Here is a 15217-nt window from a genome sequence, read left to right as displayed (position 1 = left end):
GCTTCGTATGGTGAGCCTGTTGGGTCGGCTCCTTACGGTCAGCCTGTTGCGCCTGGTTCTTACGGTCAGCCGATTGCGTCCGCCCCTCATGGCCAGGCGATCCCGGCGGCCTCTCATGGCCGGTCGGTCGAGCCCGGGTCTTACGGCCCCGTGATTGCGTCCGCTCCTGACGATCAGCGCGTCGGGCCTGCCTCTTACGGCCGGCCGATCGAGTCCGCTCCCTATGGTCACGCGCCCGCCTATCCCGGCGATCCGTCAGCGCCCACCCCTTACGGCCACCACCCCGCGGCGCCTGCCTATCCCGGCCGCCCGGCCGAGTCGGTCTATCGCGAGGCGCTTCCGCCTGCCGTCCCCCAGCCCCGCCCGCCTGCTGGCCCACATACGCCGCTATCCGGATATGGCGCCGCTAATCCACCGTTCTCGGGCCGTGTGAGCGCACCGGCGCCTGTTTCTCCTGCTTACGGGCCGCCCGTCCCTGTTTCCCCGCCCTACGTGTCTCCGGTCCAGGGTGAGCCGTCCTACGGCGATCCGGCTCATGGCGCTCGCGTCTCCGGCGTCCCTGCTCACGGCGTTCCCGCTCGCGGCGTTCCTGCTCACGGCGTTCCTGCTCACGGCGTTCCCGCTTACAGCGCGCCTGCTTACGGCGCCCCTGCTCACGGTGCCCCCGCTCACGGTGCCCCTGCTGACGGCGCGCCTGCTTACGGTGCCCCTGCTTACGGCGCCCCCGCTCACGGCGTTCCCGCCCAAGGCGCCCCCGCTCACGACTTTCCCGCTCACGGCGTTCCCGCCCACGACGTTCCCGCTCGCGGCGCCTCCGCTTCTGTGCCGGAGGCCTACGTAGCGCCGGCGTCCGAGGCTCCGCGGGCCGATCCGCACTGGTGGAGCGCTCCCGCCGCCGACGACGAGTGGTGATCTCGCCTAGGGAAGCTTGATGGCCTCGGCGATCGGCGTGGCACCGTTGTTGAAGTTGATCGTGCGTCCCGCGGTGCCCGGCTCGCCGAGCACCGCCGCCACGACCGCCGCGACGTCGGCCCGCGACACCGAACCCGACGTGGCGCCCTGAGCCGCCGTCTCGATGCGCCCCGTGCCCGGCTCGTCCGTCAGGGCGCTCGGCCCGAGGATCGTCCAGTCCAGCTCCGACGCCCGCAGATGAGCATCGGCGGCGGCCTTCGCCTCCGCGTACGGGAAGAACCCGTTCTCCGGCGGCACGCCATGCTCGGGCCCCGCCCCGAAGTACGAAACCATGACATAACGCCGCACCCCGGCCCGCTGAGCGGCATCCATCGACCGGATCGCCGCGTCGCGATCCACCGCGTACGTCCGCGCGGGATTGCCCCCGCCCGCACCGGCCGACCAGACCACCGCCTCGTGCCCGCCGATCAGCTCGGCCAGCTCGTCGACGCTCGCCTTCTCGACGTCGAAGACCACCGGCTCCGCCCCCGTGGCCGCCACGTCGGCCTGATGATCCGGATTGCGGAAGACCGCCGTCGCCTCGCCGAGCAGCGGCAGCAGCAGCCGCGCCACCTTCCCGTGCCCACCAATCACCAGAACGCGCATTCCTGACACGCTACCCCGCCCAGCACGACCCGCACGGGCGCAATCCACAGTGGCGGTTATCCACAGGCCCGCCCGCAAGATCCCCCGTTGTCGGCAAGAATGGCCTCGCGCGACGGGGCCCCTTCTGGGCGGGGGCCACGGCGTCGGCACGTCCGATCTTGTCGGCCCGACGGCTCGGCTCGACGGCTCGGCTCGACGGCTCGGCTCGACGACTCGGCCGACGGTCGAGCCCGGCGACGACGAGCGCGATCTGCCAATGACGGGATGGTCTGGTGAACCTGTTCGACGAGGACGCGGGCTGGAGCGAGGAAGCAGTCGCCGAGGCGGTTCGGTGCAGTCCGTCCGGCGAGCGGCAGCTGATCGACGCCCTGCGGTCGGGCCCGCGACGAGGGCGAGGCGACGGGCATCGTCTCGGCGCTGGGTGAGGCGGACGGCCCGACGCGTGGCGGTCCTTCGGGCAGTCCCCTCCCGGCCGATGGACCCGTTCGAGCCGCGGGCGACCGCTCCCGTCGCGCTCACGAACCGGCAGGATGTGGCGGCCTCGGACGCGCGCGCGTGTCTGCTCGACGATGACCCGACGACGGTGGGGTTCGCGCTGTTCGGCCCGGCTTCCGTCCGTGACGACCGACTGATCGAGCACGGGTAGCGCGTGGGGACGGCCGGGCCTCGGCGACGTCGTCGAAACGATCCAGGGGGAGCGCGCCTCCCCTGGAGCGCGCCGGCGCCGCCGAGGCGTTCAGGGGTGGTCAGCTCGCCGCGCGGTAGAGCTCGTCGCTCGGGACCCGCAGGTTGACCACGGCCGGCTGCCCCTCGACGCTGTCGGCGATCTGGTCGCCGGCGGCGTAGACGTCGTTGGAGAGCAGGCCGGTGCCGTCGATGCGCAGGTAGCCGCTGGTCATCAGGTGTTCGGCCACGCCGGCGGCGGTGTCGGGGCGCGCCTGCGTGCCGGGCATCTGCACGGCGGCCACGGAGCCCACCTCGTCGCCGGTGGCGTCGAAGACCGTCATGCCCACGTTCACCCGGGCGATCGGGAGCGGTTCGGTCGGATTGTTCGGTTCCATGCGTCCCGGATTCCCCGCCGCGGCGGCGCGAAAACGCGATGGCGGGGCGCCGAGTTTAGGGTGGCGCCCCGCGTGGTACCCGCCCTGGCCCGGGCACACCTCGGCGGGGAGGCACCAGACGATGCGCGCGGCAGTACTCGACGTCGGATCGAACGCGGTCAATCTCACGATCGCCGAGCCCGGCGCGATGTTCCGCTCGTGGAAGACCCACACCTATCTCGCCGGCGACCTGCGCCGGGACGGGGGCCTCAGCTCGGCGGGCCGGCGGCGGCTGATCACCGCGGTGGGCGAGGCCGTCGCCGAGGCGCGCCGGGTGGGTGTCGAGGAGCTTCTGCCGTACGCCACCGCGGTGATCCGTGACGCCCCGGACCGCGACGAGGTGCTGGCCGAGGTCGCCGCCGCCACCGGCGTACGGCTCGGCACCCTCACCGGCGTGGAGGACGCCGAGGCCACCTTCCTGGCCGCCCGCCGCTGGGAGGGCTGGAACCCGGGCCCGCTGCTGCTCGCGGACATCGGCGGCGGCTCGGTGGAGCTGGCCTTCGGGCGCGACCTCAAGCCCGACTGGGCGGTCTCGCTCGACCTGGGCGCCCGCGTCCTGACCCGGCGGTTCCTGCGCGGCGGCGAGTCACCGGCCCGCCGGGCGGCCCGTGACCTGCGGCAGCACGTGCGGTCCGAGGTGCGCCGGGCCCTCGCCGGCACGTCGTGGGAGTCCCGGACGACCGCTGTCGCCGCCTCCAAGACGTTTCAGCAGCTGGCCCGCCTCACCGGCGCCGCCCCGATGTGCCGCGGCCCGTACGTGGCCCGCCGCCTGCACCGGCAGCGCCTGCGCCCGTGGACCGACCGGCTCGCCGCCATGCCCGCCAAGCGCCGCGCGAAGCTCCCCGGCGTCTCCAAGCACCGTGCCTGCCAGATCGTCGCCGGTTCCATCGTCGCCGACGAGGTCATGCGTGGCCTGGGCCTGACGTCGCTGCGCATCACGCCGTGGGGCCTGCGCGAGGGCATCCTGCTCGGTCGCCTCGAGGGCGGCCGGTCCGACTTCGTCAACGCCCGCTGGTCACCGCTGCCGTGACCGTCACGGCCGTGAAGACCAGGTCGCGGTCGATCGTGTAGCGGCCGCGGAACTCGGGGAGCGGCGAGTCGACGAGCGGCCGGCCGGCGAAGGTCCGCGCCGGCGGGTCGATCGACAGGACGCAGTCCTCGAAGCCGAGCCAGCGCCCGGTCATCGGGAACCACGCCTTGTAGATGGACTCCTTGGCGCTGAACAGAAGCCGGTCCCAGTGGGTGTCGCCGCTGTCCAAGGTGTGCAGCATCTCGCGCTCCACCGGCAGTGTGACCCCGGGAAGAACCTCGGGCGGCAGCGCGGCGTGCGGCTCGGCGTCGACGCCGACGGACGTGACGTCGCGGGACAGCGCCACCGCGGCCGCCCGGTAGCCCCGGCAGTGCGTGATGCTGCCGACCACCCCGCCGGGCCACAGGGGCTCGCGGCGGGGTCCGGTCAGGATCGGCGCGGGCGCGAAGCCGAGCCGGCCCAGGGCCTCGCGGGCGTTGCGCCGGCCGGTGATGAACTCGCGGCGCCGCCCCTCGACGGCGCGCGCGATCAGATGCTCCTCGCCCGGGAAGGGTTCCTCGCCGGGGTGGTCGCCGAAGGACTCGACGACCACCACCTCCGGCGGCACGATGTCGATCAGCGTCACGCCGTCATGATGCCAGCGCCAGCGCGTACTCGGGCCACCACTGTCCCGCCGGCGGCGCACCGGGGGAGCAGGCGCCGTCGGACTCTCCGGGTCTCTTCACCCAGAGGTACGCGTCGACGAGCGCGTGCCCGGTGCGCGTGGTCGGCGCCTCGCCGAGCTTGCGGCCGGGCGGGTTGCACCAGTGGTGATCGCCCGCGCCCACTCGCGCCGGGCCGTTGCCGTTGCGGCTGGTGTCGATGACGAAGTGGGTGCCGCGCAGCTGGCGGGAGAGCGCGGTGCCGTACCGGATGTTGTCGGCGGTCGTCTCGAAGTTGGCGACGTTGAGGGCGAAGCCGCTCGCCCGCTGGATGCCCGCCCGGCGCAGCGCCGCGCTCATCTGCGCCGGCTTGCGGATCCACGTCGGATTGCCGGCGTCCAGATAGACCAGCGTGCCAGGGTTCGCGCGCAGCACGGTCACGGCGTGGGTGAGCAGCGCGAACCGTTCGGCCGCCGCGGCGCCCGCCAGGCAGCCGCGCACGGTCTGCGCGACCGCGTCGGGCTCCAGCACCACGACCGCGCGATATCCGCGGATCGCGGCGGCGAGGGCGTTGACCCATTGGCGGTACGCGACGGCGCTCGCCGCTCCGCCTGCGGAGTGACCGGAGCAGTCCCGGTTCGGGATGTGATAGAGCGTCAGCACCGGCAGCGTCCGGGTCCGGGCGGCGTCGGTGACCAGTTGGCGGGCGCGGGCCGCGTATCCGGTGGCCTCGTCGGTGAACCAGGTGGCCATGGGCCGGTCCGCGATGCGCCGGATGAGCGCGGCGTCCCTCGTACGGCCGGCGGCCTCCCACGCGCGCACCTGATCGGCCGCCGCGCCGCCGGGCGCCACGTAGAGGCCCTGGCCGGTGAGGCGGCCGTCCCACGCTTCCTGTGGCGCCGGGGCCGCGACCGGCTCGGGTGCCGAGACGGACTGGCCGGCGCTGATGGCCATCGGCGTGGCGATGCCGGCGACGGCGAGCGCGGCGACGGTGATGAGCACGGAGCGGCGCCTCACTGCACCCGCACCCATCGGGCCTCGGAGGGCACGCCGCGGCCGTCGACCAGGAAGAGCATGTACCAGCCGGACGGCACGAGGCCCCTGCGCTTGGGGATGTGCACGGTGACGCCGTGGGCGTTGCGCGTGAACGGCAGCGCGACCGACCGCTGGTCGACGTCGAGCACGTGGGTGACGGCGCTCGGCCGGATCAGCCGGGCCGTGGTGGTGCTCCGCGCGTCGGGGGTGGCGAAGGCGGCGTTGGTGCCCCGCGCGACGGCGCGCGGCCCGCCCGTGATGACCGGCCGGTCACCCTTGAAGAGGTACGGCGGGCTGTAGACCTCGATGCGCTGCTCGAACGTGCCCGGGTTGCGCCCGCTCTCGTCGTACAGCGGATCGCTGCCCAGCGTGATCACCCGGCCGTCCGGGAGCAGCACGGCCTCGGAGTGGTAGTTGCGGCCGACCGTCGAGTCGGCGGCCTTGGCGAACCGGTTGGCGCGCGGGTGGTAGATCTGCGAGTTGAACAGGTCGCTGCGGGGCTCGCCCCGGTACGGGCCGCCGCGGTATCCCGACGAGCCGCCGGTGGTGAAGACGGTGTCGTCGGGCAGGATCACGGCGTTCAGGTAGCGGGCGGGCTCGGGCAGGTCGGGGCCGGGGCGATAGACCGGGCGCGCCTGGTTGAGGTCGGCGATGGCGGTGCGCGCGGTGGAGACCGGCGACTCGCCGACCTCGCCGCCGCCGAAGATCATCACCTTCTGCTCCTGCGCCGGCGGCAGCAGCACCGACGAGCTGGTCTCCGTCATCCGGGGGTCACGCAGGCCGGGCACCTCGCGGAACGAGTTCTTCGTCAGGTCCCAGACCCCCGGCGTACGCCCGATCCGGTCGGAGCCGTAGCCGGAGTTGGCGCCGGAGTAGAACAGCCGCCCGTCGTCCATGAGGTGGAAGGCCGGATAGGTGGGGAACTGGCGCTTGAGCCGGGGCGTGGCCTCCCACCGCTTCTGGCCCACGAGGTAGCGCTCGTTGTCGCCGGGCAGCAGCCGGCCGAACTCGTCCAGGCCCGAGACGGCGAGCACGTTGCCGTCGGGCATCTCGGTCAGCGTCGGATACCAGCGGTGCTTCACCATGTCGCCGACGCGCACGTAGCGCTCGGTGCGGGGATCGAACTCGTACGACGTCCGGTCGCCCCCGTACTCCTGCTTCTCGCGGGTGATCTTGTCGGCGAGGCCGTAGATGTTGCGCTGGTCGTCGCCGGTCAGGCCCGCGACCCGGTACTGGGCCGGCCGGCGCACGATCGGGCCGTCGCCGGGCCTCTCCGCGTCGACCCAGACCTCCACCTCGGACGCGTGGATCATCGTCTGGCTCCCGTGCTTCATCGCCGTCGCCGGCTTCAGCGTGACCTGCGCACGTGTCCGATAACGATCACCAGAGGCCGAGAGCAGCGTGGTGCCCTTGGGGAAGGTCCGCGTGCCGCCGTTCGGCGACTCGTTCTTCAGCTTCATCACCCCGGCGGCGTGGGTGATGTCCCGCTCCAGTCTCTCGTACGACTTCGTGCCGCCGGCCACGAGCACGTTGCCGTTGCCGAGGAACGTGTGGCCCGCGCAGAAGACGTCGGTGGGCGTCGGCACCTCGGTGAACCGGTCGGTGGCCGGGTCGAACAGCACCGTCCGGAACGTGCCGGCCTCGAACGCCTCGCGGTTGTTGCCGCTGCCCGCGATGATCAGCACCTTGCCGGTGTGCAGCAGGGCGGCGTGGATCGCGTTCACCCGGAACCGCTGCGGCACGTGCAGCCGCGACCAGTGGCCGTGCTTCTCCTTGTAGGACTGCCGGTTGATGGTGAACTCGCGGTAGGCCTCGTTCGCGGCGGCCATCATCGGCCGGTTGACCGCGACGACGAACCCCAGCACCACCAGGGTGACGAGGTAGCTGAGCAGGCGCCGGGCGACGGTCGGCCTCGGACGGGGTTTCATGGACGCTTCCTTCTTCTTCTCCCGAGCCACATGGCGGTGGGCATGAGGCAGATGGCCAGGTTGAGGCTCGGCCAGAGCCACATCGCGCCGTTCACGTGATCACCGATCGGCGCGCTGATCAGCAGCACGGCGTAGAAGGCGGCCCAGAGCAGGCCGTGCCGGAAGGTGCTCAGGCGGTCCGGACTGGTCGAGTCGCCCTTGGGAGTAACGACGAACCCGGCGCGGCGACGCAGCACGGCGCCCGCGTACGAGGCCACGTAGATCGGTGCGCAGAGCGTGGAGGCGATCATGCCGGTGAGCCCCGACGACCCGGCCTCCTCGTGCGGCGAGACGTTGTGCCGGCGGTTGAAGACGTAGAGGCCGACCTGGAAGAGCGCGGCGTCGACGTACAACATCAGCCACACTTCCGGCGGCACCTGCACGCCCTTGGCGCCGAGGACCAGGTAGCAGGTGGCGTTGACGGCGCCGAGCAGCCAGGCCAGCGCGGTCAGCGGGTAGTACGACATCAGCAGCCCGTAGTGCAGGCTGCGCCGGAAGCCGAGCCGCCACACGAGCCTGCCGAACGTCGTCACGACCACCTCGTCGGTGCCGCGCGACCAGCGGTGCTGCTGACTGAAGTAGTCGGTCCAGGAGGAGGGCCCCTCGCCGACCGCGAGCACGTCCGGGGTGTAGACCGAGCGCCAGCGCCGGCCGGTGGCGGGGTTGCGGGCCGCGTGCATCGCCAGGCTGGTCGCCATGTCCTCGGTGATCGAGTCCTGGAGACCGCCGATCGAGCGCAGGGCGCTGATCCGTACGGCGTTGTTGGTGCCCACCAGCATCGCGATGCCGTGCCGGTTGCCGGCGCGCTGGAGCAGCGAGTGGAAGAGGTACTGCTGCGACTCCGCCCAGCGGGTCACGACGTTGTCGTAGTTGCCGTAGATCTGCGGCCCCACCACGAAGGCCACGTCCTCGTCGTGGAAGTAGCCGAGCAGCCGCTCGCAGAAGTTCGGCAGGGGCACGTGGTCGGGGTCGACCGAGACGAAGACGTCGTACGCGTCGCCGTGCCGGTCGACCCACGCGTTGTAGTTGCCGTGCTTGGTGCGCGCCTTGAAGGCGCCGGCCGCGGCGTTGTACGCCTCGACGCCCTTGCGCGAGAAGTGCCGCACCCCGATCCGCGCGCACATGGCCTTGACGGCGTCGTCGTCGCCCTCGTCGAGGAGCCAGACGTCGTACGCCCCGCCGTGCCGGATCTGCCGCGCCGCGCGCAACGTCCGCTCGACCATGTCGATCGGCTCCTTGCCCGGCACGATCGTCGTGAGGAACGCGACCCGCAGCTCCCGCGACGGCACGACCGGCTGCGGATCGCGGGCCCAGATCGTGGCCAGGCACAGCGTGACCACGTTGACCAGCCGGAAGAGCTCGATCAGCGCGGTCGCCACGATCATGACGGCGGTCGCCCCGAACAGCCACGGCCGCATGTCGCGGTCCGGCAGCTCGATCGACGACACCAGCCAGAAGAAGAACGTCGTCTCGAACGCGAACGCCAGCACCGTGATCGCCAGCGTCGTCAACGGCCGCCGCCGCGCCAGCCGCCGCATGGCGATCGTCCCGCCGGCCTCCTCCACCCTGAGCGGCGGCCCGGCGAGCACGCTGTACGCCGGATAGTCGTACCTGTTCGGAAGCAGGACCGTCTCGCCGGAGAGAGCGGGATGTACGGGCACCTTGACGCGACCCTGCAAACCCACAGCCTCCCCAGACCGGCCCGACGACGTCCGGGGAGTCTTAGGGAGAAAACGGTCAACGGAACGGACACACTGTCCGTTCTCGATCAGTAGCCCCGGTCACGTGCCACGCCCGTCACTGCAGTAGTCCGGCGGATGGCGCCGCCCGCAGCCGGCGGTCAAGCCGACCGTGGTGCTCGTGCACGGCGCCTGGGCGGACGCCTCGGGCTGGAACGCGGTCACCGCGAAGCTCCAGGCCCAGGGCTATCCGGTCATCGCGCCGGCCAACCCGCTGCGCGGGGTCGCCGAGGACAGCGACTACCTCAGGAGCTTCCTCGCCACCATCAGCGGGCCGATCGTGCTGGTCGGCCACTCGTACGGCGGCGCGGTCATCACCAACGCGGCGACCGGCAACAAGAACGTGAAGTCGCTCGTCTACGTCTCGGCGTACGCCCCCGACCAGGGCGAGACGATCGCCGAGGCCGGCGCCCTCGCCGGCGGCGACAACTCGGTGCTGGTGTCGCACCTGGTCAAGCGCCCCTACCCGAACGCGGGCGGGTACGTCGACACCACCGTCGACCCGGCCTGGTTCCCCAAGCTCTTCGCCGCGGACGCCCCGCTGAGCCAGACCCGGCTCATGGCCACCCAGCAGCGCCCGCTCTCCACGGCGGCGTTCGAGGGCGAGACCGGCGTGCCGGCCTGGAAGACGATCCCGGCCTGGTACCTGGTGTCGCTGAACGACCAGACCATCCCGCCGGTAGCCGAGAAGGCCATGGCCGCCCGCGCCGCCAAGGGCCGCACCGTGATGATCCACAGCTCGCACGCGGCGATGGTCGCCCACCCGGACGCGGTCACCGACCTGATCCTGCGCGCCGCGCGCTGAGGCTGACCGCCGGGGCCCCTCGCCCGTACGGCCGAGGGCCCTGGCGGGTTTAGCCGTGAACTCGGCTGCCCGCGATCCGTCGAACGCGGGGAGGAAGGTCCGGTTCTGACGGAGGAGACGGTTCGATGGTGGAACCTGTGGCTTGTTTCGTTCCGCCCCACGTGCTCGATCAGCTCAGTGGCGCGGCCGACGCGGACCTGAGCGACGCCGCTCGCGCCACGCTGCGCACCACCGCCCACCTGCGGGCCGAGCGCTCCGAGCGGAAAGCCGGCACGGGCATTACGCGCACCGGAGCCGCCCGCGAAGTGTTCGACTGCCGGCATGCGGAGACCCCGGACAACGGGGTTCTGATACGCGGCGAGGGCCAGCCACCGGTCGAGGACGCGACGGTCAATCGGGCCTACGACGCTCTGGGCGTTGTCCGCGACTTCTATCGGGAGGTCCTGCACCGCGACTCGATCGACGACTCCGGCCGGGGACTGAGGGCCTACGTGCATTTCGCGAACCGGTACAACAACGCGGTCTGGGACGGTCAGCAGATCAAGATCGGTGATGGTGACGGCAAGGTGATGCGTGACCTCACGTACGGTCTCGACGTCCTCGGTCACGAGCTCACCCACGCCATGACCGCGGCCACGGCGAACTTCGAGTTCCGGAGCCAGTCCGGGGCACTCGACGAGTCCGTCGCCGACGTCTTCGGCAGCCTCGTCCGGCAATGGGCGCTGCGGCAGACCGTGGACGAAGCCGATTGGCTGCTGGGCGGCTCCATCTTCACTCCGGGCATCGGGCTGGACGCCATGCGCTCGATGAAGGCACCGGGCACGGCTTACGACAACAAGCTGGTCGGCAAGGACCCGCAACCCGCGCACATGAAGGACTACCGAGCCCTTCCCGAGACCCAGCAAGGCGACTTCGGCGGCGTACACATCAATTCGGGAATCCCGAACCGGGCGTTCTATCTGGCGGCCACCGCGCTCGGCGGTCACGCCTGGGAGCGGGCCGGCCGCATCTGGTACGAGGCGGTCCAGGTCTCGACGCCCCGGACCCGGTTCGCCGACTTCGCCGCGACGACCGCCACCACGGCAGCCCGCCTCTACGGCCCGGCAAGCACCGAACACGACGCCGTGGCCGGCGCCTGGGAACAGGTGGGCGTGACCGGCATCGTCCCTGCCTGACGGCGGCCCCGCCCGAGACCCAAGCGCGATTCCCGCCTGCCTTGCGTGCTCGAGCGCAACGGCAGCGAGTGCCGCGTCCCGGTTTCGTTGATCCGGAAGCGCACCGCGGTCACTTCGGCGGGGCCTGCCGGCCCGCCGCCTCCTCGTAGGCGGCCGTCAAGGCGCTGAGCAGTCCGTCGGAAACCTGAAAGATGCGCTGGTGCGGCTTCATCTCCGTGCCCAGTTCGCTCGTGACCTCGGCGATGGAGCCGGGGGCTCGCCGCTTGAAGACCGTCGGCCACAACTGGATGTAGGCGTTCTTCGGTTCCAGGTAGACGGTGGCCAGCCCGGCGTCGTCGCCGCGCAGGCGGGGCAACAATGTGGTGATCTGGTTCTTGCCGCGGTAGGTGGCCAGTCGCACCAGCCCGCGCCGGTTGAGGTCGTCCGCCCAGGCGATGAGGCGGTCGAGCAGCGGGCGAAACTCCGCGGGCGCCTGCGCCGCCGCCACGCGGAAGTCGGTTGCCGGTGAGTTTGATCTCGATGACGACCATGCGGCCCGTCGACTCCACGGCCAGGAGGTCCGCCCGTCCGGCGCCGAGCTGCACCTCCGAGCCGACGACGGTGAGGCGGGGCGAGCCGGAGAGCGGCAACATCTGCGAGCCCTCCGCGACGAGCTGGTGCAACTCCAGTTCCGCGGCGTAGGAGCCGGCCGCCATCGGCTGCCATCTGCCGGTCTGGTCACGTCCCCACACCGCGGTCATCGGCGGACCATAACACCGTGCCGGGGCGGGTTCCCGGGCCTCGTGGCGAGGCCCGGGAACCGGCCGGTCAGTTGCGGGTGATGGTGAACGTGGATCCGGGCTGGATGACCACGTCGCCGTCGGCTGAGTTGGTGATGGTGGTGTTGGTCAGGGTGGCGTTTCCGCGGGCGCCGGCCATGGCCAGGATGCCGGCGCCGTTGTTCGACTTGTCGATGCGGACGTTGGTGATGGCCACGTTGGGCATGTTGCCGCCGCCGGTCTTGAACTGGATGCCGTCGTACGTGGAGTCGATGATCTCGGTGTCGCGGATGGTGACGCCGACGATGTCCTTCGACGCCGGGAAGAGGGTGATGGCGCCGAACTCCTGGGCCTCGCTCCAGAAGACGCCGCCGGCCCGGTAGAGGCCGTTGTTGGCGATCAGCGTGGTGCCGCTGAACGGGAGCGGGTCGTGGTCGGTGGCCAGCATGATGCCGGGGTAGTTCATCGTGTCGGCGATCAGGTTGTTCTCGATGGTGTTGCCGAAGCCGCCGTAGATGGCGGCGCCGTTCGCGCGCCACGGCAGCTGGATGGTGTTGTTGACGAAGTGGTTGTTGGAGGCGACGTCGACGGAGGTGTCGCGTACGCGCGGGTTCGCCCAGACGGCCAGCGAGTCGTCGCCGGTGGTGCGGAACGACGAGTTGAAGACCCGCGAGTTGCGGGTGCCGTTGCTGAAGTTGATGCCGTCGGCGTACGTGTCGCGGATGCGCATGCCGGTGAACTCGACGTTGTCGCCGGGGTTCCAGTAGGCGGGGGTGTCCGAGTAGTCGCGGCCGACCCAGGCGCCGACGTTGACGTGCTCGATCCAGACGTTGCTGATCTTCGTGTTCTTGCCGAGGCGGCCGTTGATGCCGTGGCCGCGGTTGGCCCGGTTCGTGGTCATGCCGAAGATGGCCAGGTCGGAGATCTGCGTGTTGTCGTCGATGTCGAAGCCGACGTTGCCCTCGTGCGGATGGTTGATGTTGCCGACCACGTTCTGCGGCTCGGTGTTGGTGTAGAGCTGGGTGTGCCACATGCCCGCGCCGCGGATCACCACGTTGCGCAGGCCCTTCTGGTTCCACTGGCCGCGGGTGGGGTCCGGCGAGAGGATCTTCTGTTCCTGCCGCCACTGGCCGGCCGGGATCCAGACGCAGCCGATCACGCCGTTCTCGTCGTCGGTGACCGCGCGCTGGATCGCCGCGGTGTCGTCGAGGCCGTCGTTCGGGACCGCGCCGTACGAGGTGATGGACGTGCACCCGGCGGGCTGGGAGAGCGCCGGCGCGACCTGCTCCAGGTCCACCAGGTCGATCACGTAGTACGCGGCGGTGTCGCCCGCGTCGCGCTGGAGCTTGAAGCGGGTGCCCGGCGGATACGACTGGGACAGCAGCGCGTGCGACTCGTCGAAGAGCCGGCGCGCGTCGCCGGACGGCGTGTTCGACAGCGACTCGGTGTCGTCCGTCGTCCCGTACAGCCAGCTGTTCCGCGACGACAGGGTCAGCTTCTGGACGAACTGGTCGTTGGCGTAGAGGCTGATCGTCGCGGTGATGCCGCCGCCGCCGGGCGCGTCCGGGATGGCGTTGCGCACCACGATGGAGTTGGCCTGGTTGGCCGAGGTGAACTGCACGTACTGGCCGGTGCTCGCGAGCCGCACCGACTTGCGGCCGGACGACTCGGTGCCGAAGTTCGTGTGTCCGAACGTGCGCTTCGCGTCCGCCTCCACCAGCGTTCCGCTGTACGTGCCGCTTTCCGCCTCGTACGAGACGTAGGGAACCGCCGCTCCGCGCCCGACGACGAGGGATTGCGTACGGCTGTTGTTGTTCTCGTTCGTCTCGGCGACCACGTTCGTCGCGTCGGCGCCGGCCGTGATGGTCGCGCCGCCGCTGGTCGCCGTCCAGGTGCCGGCCGTCACGGTGACGGTGGCCCCGGCGGCGATCGTGCCGGTGTTCGCGTTCAGGGTCGTGCCGCCGACCGTCACCCGGGTGATCGTGGCGGGCGCTGCCGTCGTACCCCTGTTGTTGACTGCCACGGCGAAACTCACCTGAGCGCCGACAGCCGGGTTGGCGGGCGACGGTGTCACGCTCGTGACCTGGAGGTCGGGGCCGGGCGCCTGCGCGACGACCAGCGCCGACGACGCGGTGAGGGTGTTGTTGTCGTTGCTCAGCTCGGCGACGGTGTCGGCCGGGTCGACGACGGCCGACACCTGGTAGCTGCCCTGGGCGCGGCGGCCCGCGTCGACCTGCACGGTCGCCGAGGCGCCCGCGGCGAGGGCGCCGACACTCGCGCTTCCGGTGACGGTGCCGTTCAGGCGTACGTCCAGGGAGGTGACCGCCGACGCGGCGGAACCCGCGTTGCGGACCGTGGCCGAGACGGTGATCGCGGTGGCCTCGTCGGGCGCCGAGGGCGACCAGGTCACGGACGTGACCGTGAGGTCGGGGTTGGGCGCCCACGAGCCGAGGACCTGGAGCTCGGCGACCTGGCCGCCGGGCGCGCCGCTGTTGGTGAAGAACTGCAGCTGCACGTCGGCGACGCGGCCGGTGACGGGGATGGTGACCGTGTTCTGGCCGCCGCCGCCGAACGCGTAGTCGGCGCGGGCCTTCAGCGACGTGTAGCCGGCCGCGCCCTGCTGCCGGCCGAGCACCTGGATGCCCTGGGTGCGGGCGCCCCAGGCGGGGTCGGGGTTGAGCTTGACGACCACGCCGGTGATGTCGGCGTTGGCGCCCAGGCGGGTGGTCAGCGTCGCGGGGAAGCCGTTGGACTCCCAGTAGGTGGCGAGGTTGTTGTCGTTGGCGTTGGGCGCCGTGAACGAGAAGACGGAGGAGGTCGCCTCCATCGGCTTGCCGGCGGCGAGGTTGGTGCCCGTGGGCGGATCGGGGTCCGGGTTGGTGCCGCCCGTGCCGTAGATCTCCAGCTCCGACAGCTGGGCCGCGGGCCAGCCGGTGTTGGCGCTGATGGTGACGCGGACGTATCGGACGCTCGCCGCGGTGAAGTCGACGGTCACCGTGTTGCCGCTCGCCGGGTTGAAGGTGCGGCCGGCGGAGGCGGACAGGGTCGACCACGAGGAGGCGTTGGCGCTGCCCTGCACGGCGAGGGTCTGCGTGCGGGTGGCCCACGCGGCGGCCGGTGGCAGCTTGAGCTTGACCTGGTCGATGGCGGTGGCGGTGCCGAGGTCGACCTGCACCCAGTGGGGGAAGGCGTTGTTGGGGCCCTCCCAATAGGTGTCGGCGTTGCCGTCGTTGACGTTCGAGGCGACGTACGGCCCGTTGGCCGCGCTCGCCGAGGTGGGCTTGCCGGGTGCGAGGTTGGGGCCGCCGGCCGCGTGCGCCGCGCCGGGCGAGAGTCCCGCTGCGGCCAGCACGGCCACCGCGATGCCGGCGAACAGTCTCCGTCTTCTCATGGGCAGACCTCTGTTCTGC

13 protein-coding genes are annotated in these 15217 nt (G+C 71.5%); 5 read left to right on the top strand and 8 right to left on the bottom strand.

Features of this window, described 5'->3' with window-relative positions; genetic code table 11:
- Positions 1-535 precede the first annotated feature (535 nt).
- Positions 536-841 carry a hypothetical protein gene (locus tag Ade02nite_RS12030; protein WP_203761666.1) on the top strand — a complete coding sequence of 102 codons (306 nt, stop codon included), beginning with the start codon at positions 536-538 and terminating at the stop codon, positions 839-841.
- Positions 842-918: 77 nt separating this feature from the next.
- Here Ade02nite_RS12030 and Ade02nite_RS12025 read toward each other — a convergent pair whose 3' ends face one another.
- Positions 919-1557, bottom strand: coding sequence for an SDR family oxidoreductase (locus Ade02nite_RS12025; protein WP_203761665.1), 639 nt, complete (start codon positions 1555-1557; stop codon positions 919-921).
- A gap of 475 nt (positions 1558-2032) precedes the next feature.
- On the opposite strand from Ade02nite_RS12025, the gene Ade02nite_RS12020 reads away from it, so the two are divergent.
- Positions 2033-2203 carry a hypothetical protein gene (locus Ade02nite_RS12020; protein WP_203761664.1) on the top strand — a complete coding sequence of 57 codons (171 nt, stop codon included), beginning with the start codon at positions 2033-2035 and terminating at the stop codon, positions 2201-2203.
- A 100-nt stretch (positions 2204-2303) separates the two neighbouring features.
- On the opposite strand, the gene Ade02nite_RS12015 is transcribed toward Ade02nite_RS12020, so the two are convergent.
- Positions 2304-2618 carry a hypothetical protein gene (locus Ade02nite_RS12015; protein WP_203761663.1) on the bottom strand — a complete coding sequence of 105 codons (315 nt, stop codon included), beginning with the start codon at positions 2616-2618 and terminating at the stop codon, positions 2304-2306.
- A 121-nt stretch (positions 2619-2739) separates the two neighbouring features.
- On the opposite strand from Ade02nite_RS12015, the gene Ade02nite_RS12010 reads away from it, so the two are divergent.
- Entirely contained in the window at positions 2740-3687 is a 948-nt protein-coding gene (locus Ade02nite_RS12010) for a Ppx/GppA family phosphatase (protein ID WP_203761662.1), read from the top strand.
- On the opposite strand, the gene Ade02nite_RS12005 is transcribed toward Ade02nite_RS12010, so the two are convergent.
- Genes Ade02nite_RS12005 through Ade02nite_RS11990 form a run of 4 tightly spaced genes read right to left on the bottom strand, consistent with a single transcriptional unit; the run spans position 3659 to position 8991 of the window.
- On the bottom strand, positions 3659-4312 hold the full coding sequence (locus Ade02nite_RS12005) for a 4'-phosphopantetheinyl transferase family protein (RefSeq protein WP_307871215.1): 654 nt from the start codon (positions 4310-4312) through the stop codon (positions 3659-3661). The two genes, Ade02nite_RS12010 and Ade02nite_RS12005, sit on opposite strands and share 29 nt — an antisense overlap.
- A 4-nt stretch (positions 4313-4316) precedes the next feature.
- The gene (locus Ade02nite_RS12000) at positions 4317-5345 is read right to left on the bottom strand and encodes a glycoside hydrolase family 6 protein (protein WP_239168701.1); all 1029 of its coding nucleotides are present in this window, start codon (positions 5343-5345) and stop codon (positions 4317-4319) included.
- The gene (gene glxA, locus Ade02nite_RS11995; RefSeq protein WP_203761661.1) at positions 5342-7291 is read right to left on the bottom strand and encodes a radical copper oxidase GlxA; all 1950 of its coding nucleotides are present in this window, start codon (positions 7289-7291) and stop codon (positions 5342-5344) included. The genes Ade02nite_RS12000 and glxA overlap by 4 nt, the downstream gene beginning before the upstream one ends.
- Complete coding sequence (locus Ade02nite_RS11990) at positions 7288-8991, bottom strand: glycosyltransferase family 2 protein (protein ID WP_239168700.1); 1704 nt, start codon at positions 8989-8991, stop codon at positions 7288-7290. The genes glxA and Ade02nite_RS11990 overlap by 4 nt, the downstream gene beginning before the upstream one ends.
- Positions 8992-9181: 190 nt before the next feature.
- Between Ade02nite_RS11990 and Ade02nite_RS11985 the strand changes: the two genes are divergently transcribed.
- Both Ade02nite_RS11985 and Ade02nite_RS11980 read left to right on the top strand, forming a co-directional pair.
- Positions 9182-9874, top strand: coding sequence for an alpha/beta hydrolase (locus Ade02nite_RS11985; protein WP_203761660.1), 693 nt, complete (start codon positions 9182-9184; stop codon positions 9872-9874).
- Positions 9875-10035: 161 nt separating this feature from the next.
- On the top strand, positions 10036-11049 hold the full coding sequence (locus tag Ade02nite_RS11980; protein WP_239168699.1) for a M4 family metallopeptidase: 1014 nt from the start codon (positions 10036-10038) through the stop codon (positions 11047-11049).
- Positions 11050-11158: 109 nt separating this feature from the next.
- Here Ade02nite_RS11980 and Ade02nite_RS11975 read toward each other — a convergent pair whose 3' ends face one another.
- Together Ade02nite_RS11975 and Ade02nite_RS11970 are read right to left on the bottom strand one after the other, a co-directional pair.
- Entirely contained in the window at positions 11159-11536 is a 378-nt protein-coding gene (locus tag Ade02nite_RS11975) for a hypothetical protein (RefSeq protein WP_203761658.1), read from the bottom strand.
- 320 nt (positions 11537-11856) lie between these two features.
- Positions 11857-15198, bottom strand: coding sequence for a CARDB domain-containing protein (locus tag Ade02nite_RS11970; RefSeq protein WP_203761657.1), 3342 nt, complete (start codon positions 15196-15198; stop codon positions 11857-11859).
- Between the last annotated feature and the right edge of the window lie 19 nt (positions 15199-15217).

The organism is Paractinoplanes deccanensis, from assembly GCF_016862115.1.
GTDB classification, from domain to species: Bacteria; Actinomycetota; Actinomycetes; order Mycobacteriales; family Micromonosporaceae; genus Actinoplanes; species Actinoplanes deccanensis.
This window is presented reverse-complemented; position numbering and strand designations above follow the sequence as displayed.

Bases quoted from the DNA above. Each gene is read 5' to 3' on its own strand.
- Ade02nite_RS12030 (WP_203761666.1), top strand. From the start codon at position 536: ATGGCGCTCGCGTCTCCGGCGTCCCTGCTCACGGCGTTCCCGCTCGCG.
- Ade02nite_RS12010 (WP_203761662.1), top strand. From the start codon at position 2,740: ATGCGCGCGGCAGTACTCGACGTCGGATCGAACGCGGTCAATCTCACG.
- Ade02nite_RS11970 (WP_203761657.1), bottom strand. From the start codon at position 15,198: ATGAGAAGACGGAGACTGTTCGCCGGCATCGCGGTGGCCGTGCTGGCC.
- Ade02nite_RS12015 (WP_203761663.1), bottom strand. From the start codon at position 2,618: ATGGAACCGAACAATCCGACCGAACCGCTCCCGATCGCCCGGGTGAAC.
- glxA (WP_203761661.1), bottom strand. From the start codon at position 7,291: ATGAAACCCCGTCCGAGGCCGACCGTCGCCCGGCGCCTGCTCAGCTAC.
- Ade02nite_RS12025 (WP_203761665.1), bottom strand. From the start codon at position 1,557: ATGCGCGTTCTGGTGATTGGTGGGCACGGGAAGGTGGCGCGGCTGCTG.
- Ade02nite_RS12020 (WP_203761664.1), top strand. From the start codon at position 2,033: ATGGACCCGTTCGAGCCGCGGGCGACCGCTCCCGTCGCGCTCACGAAC.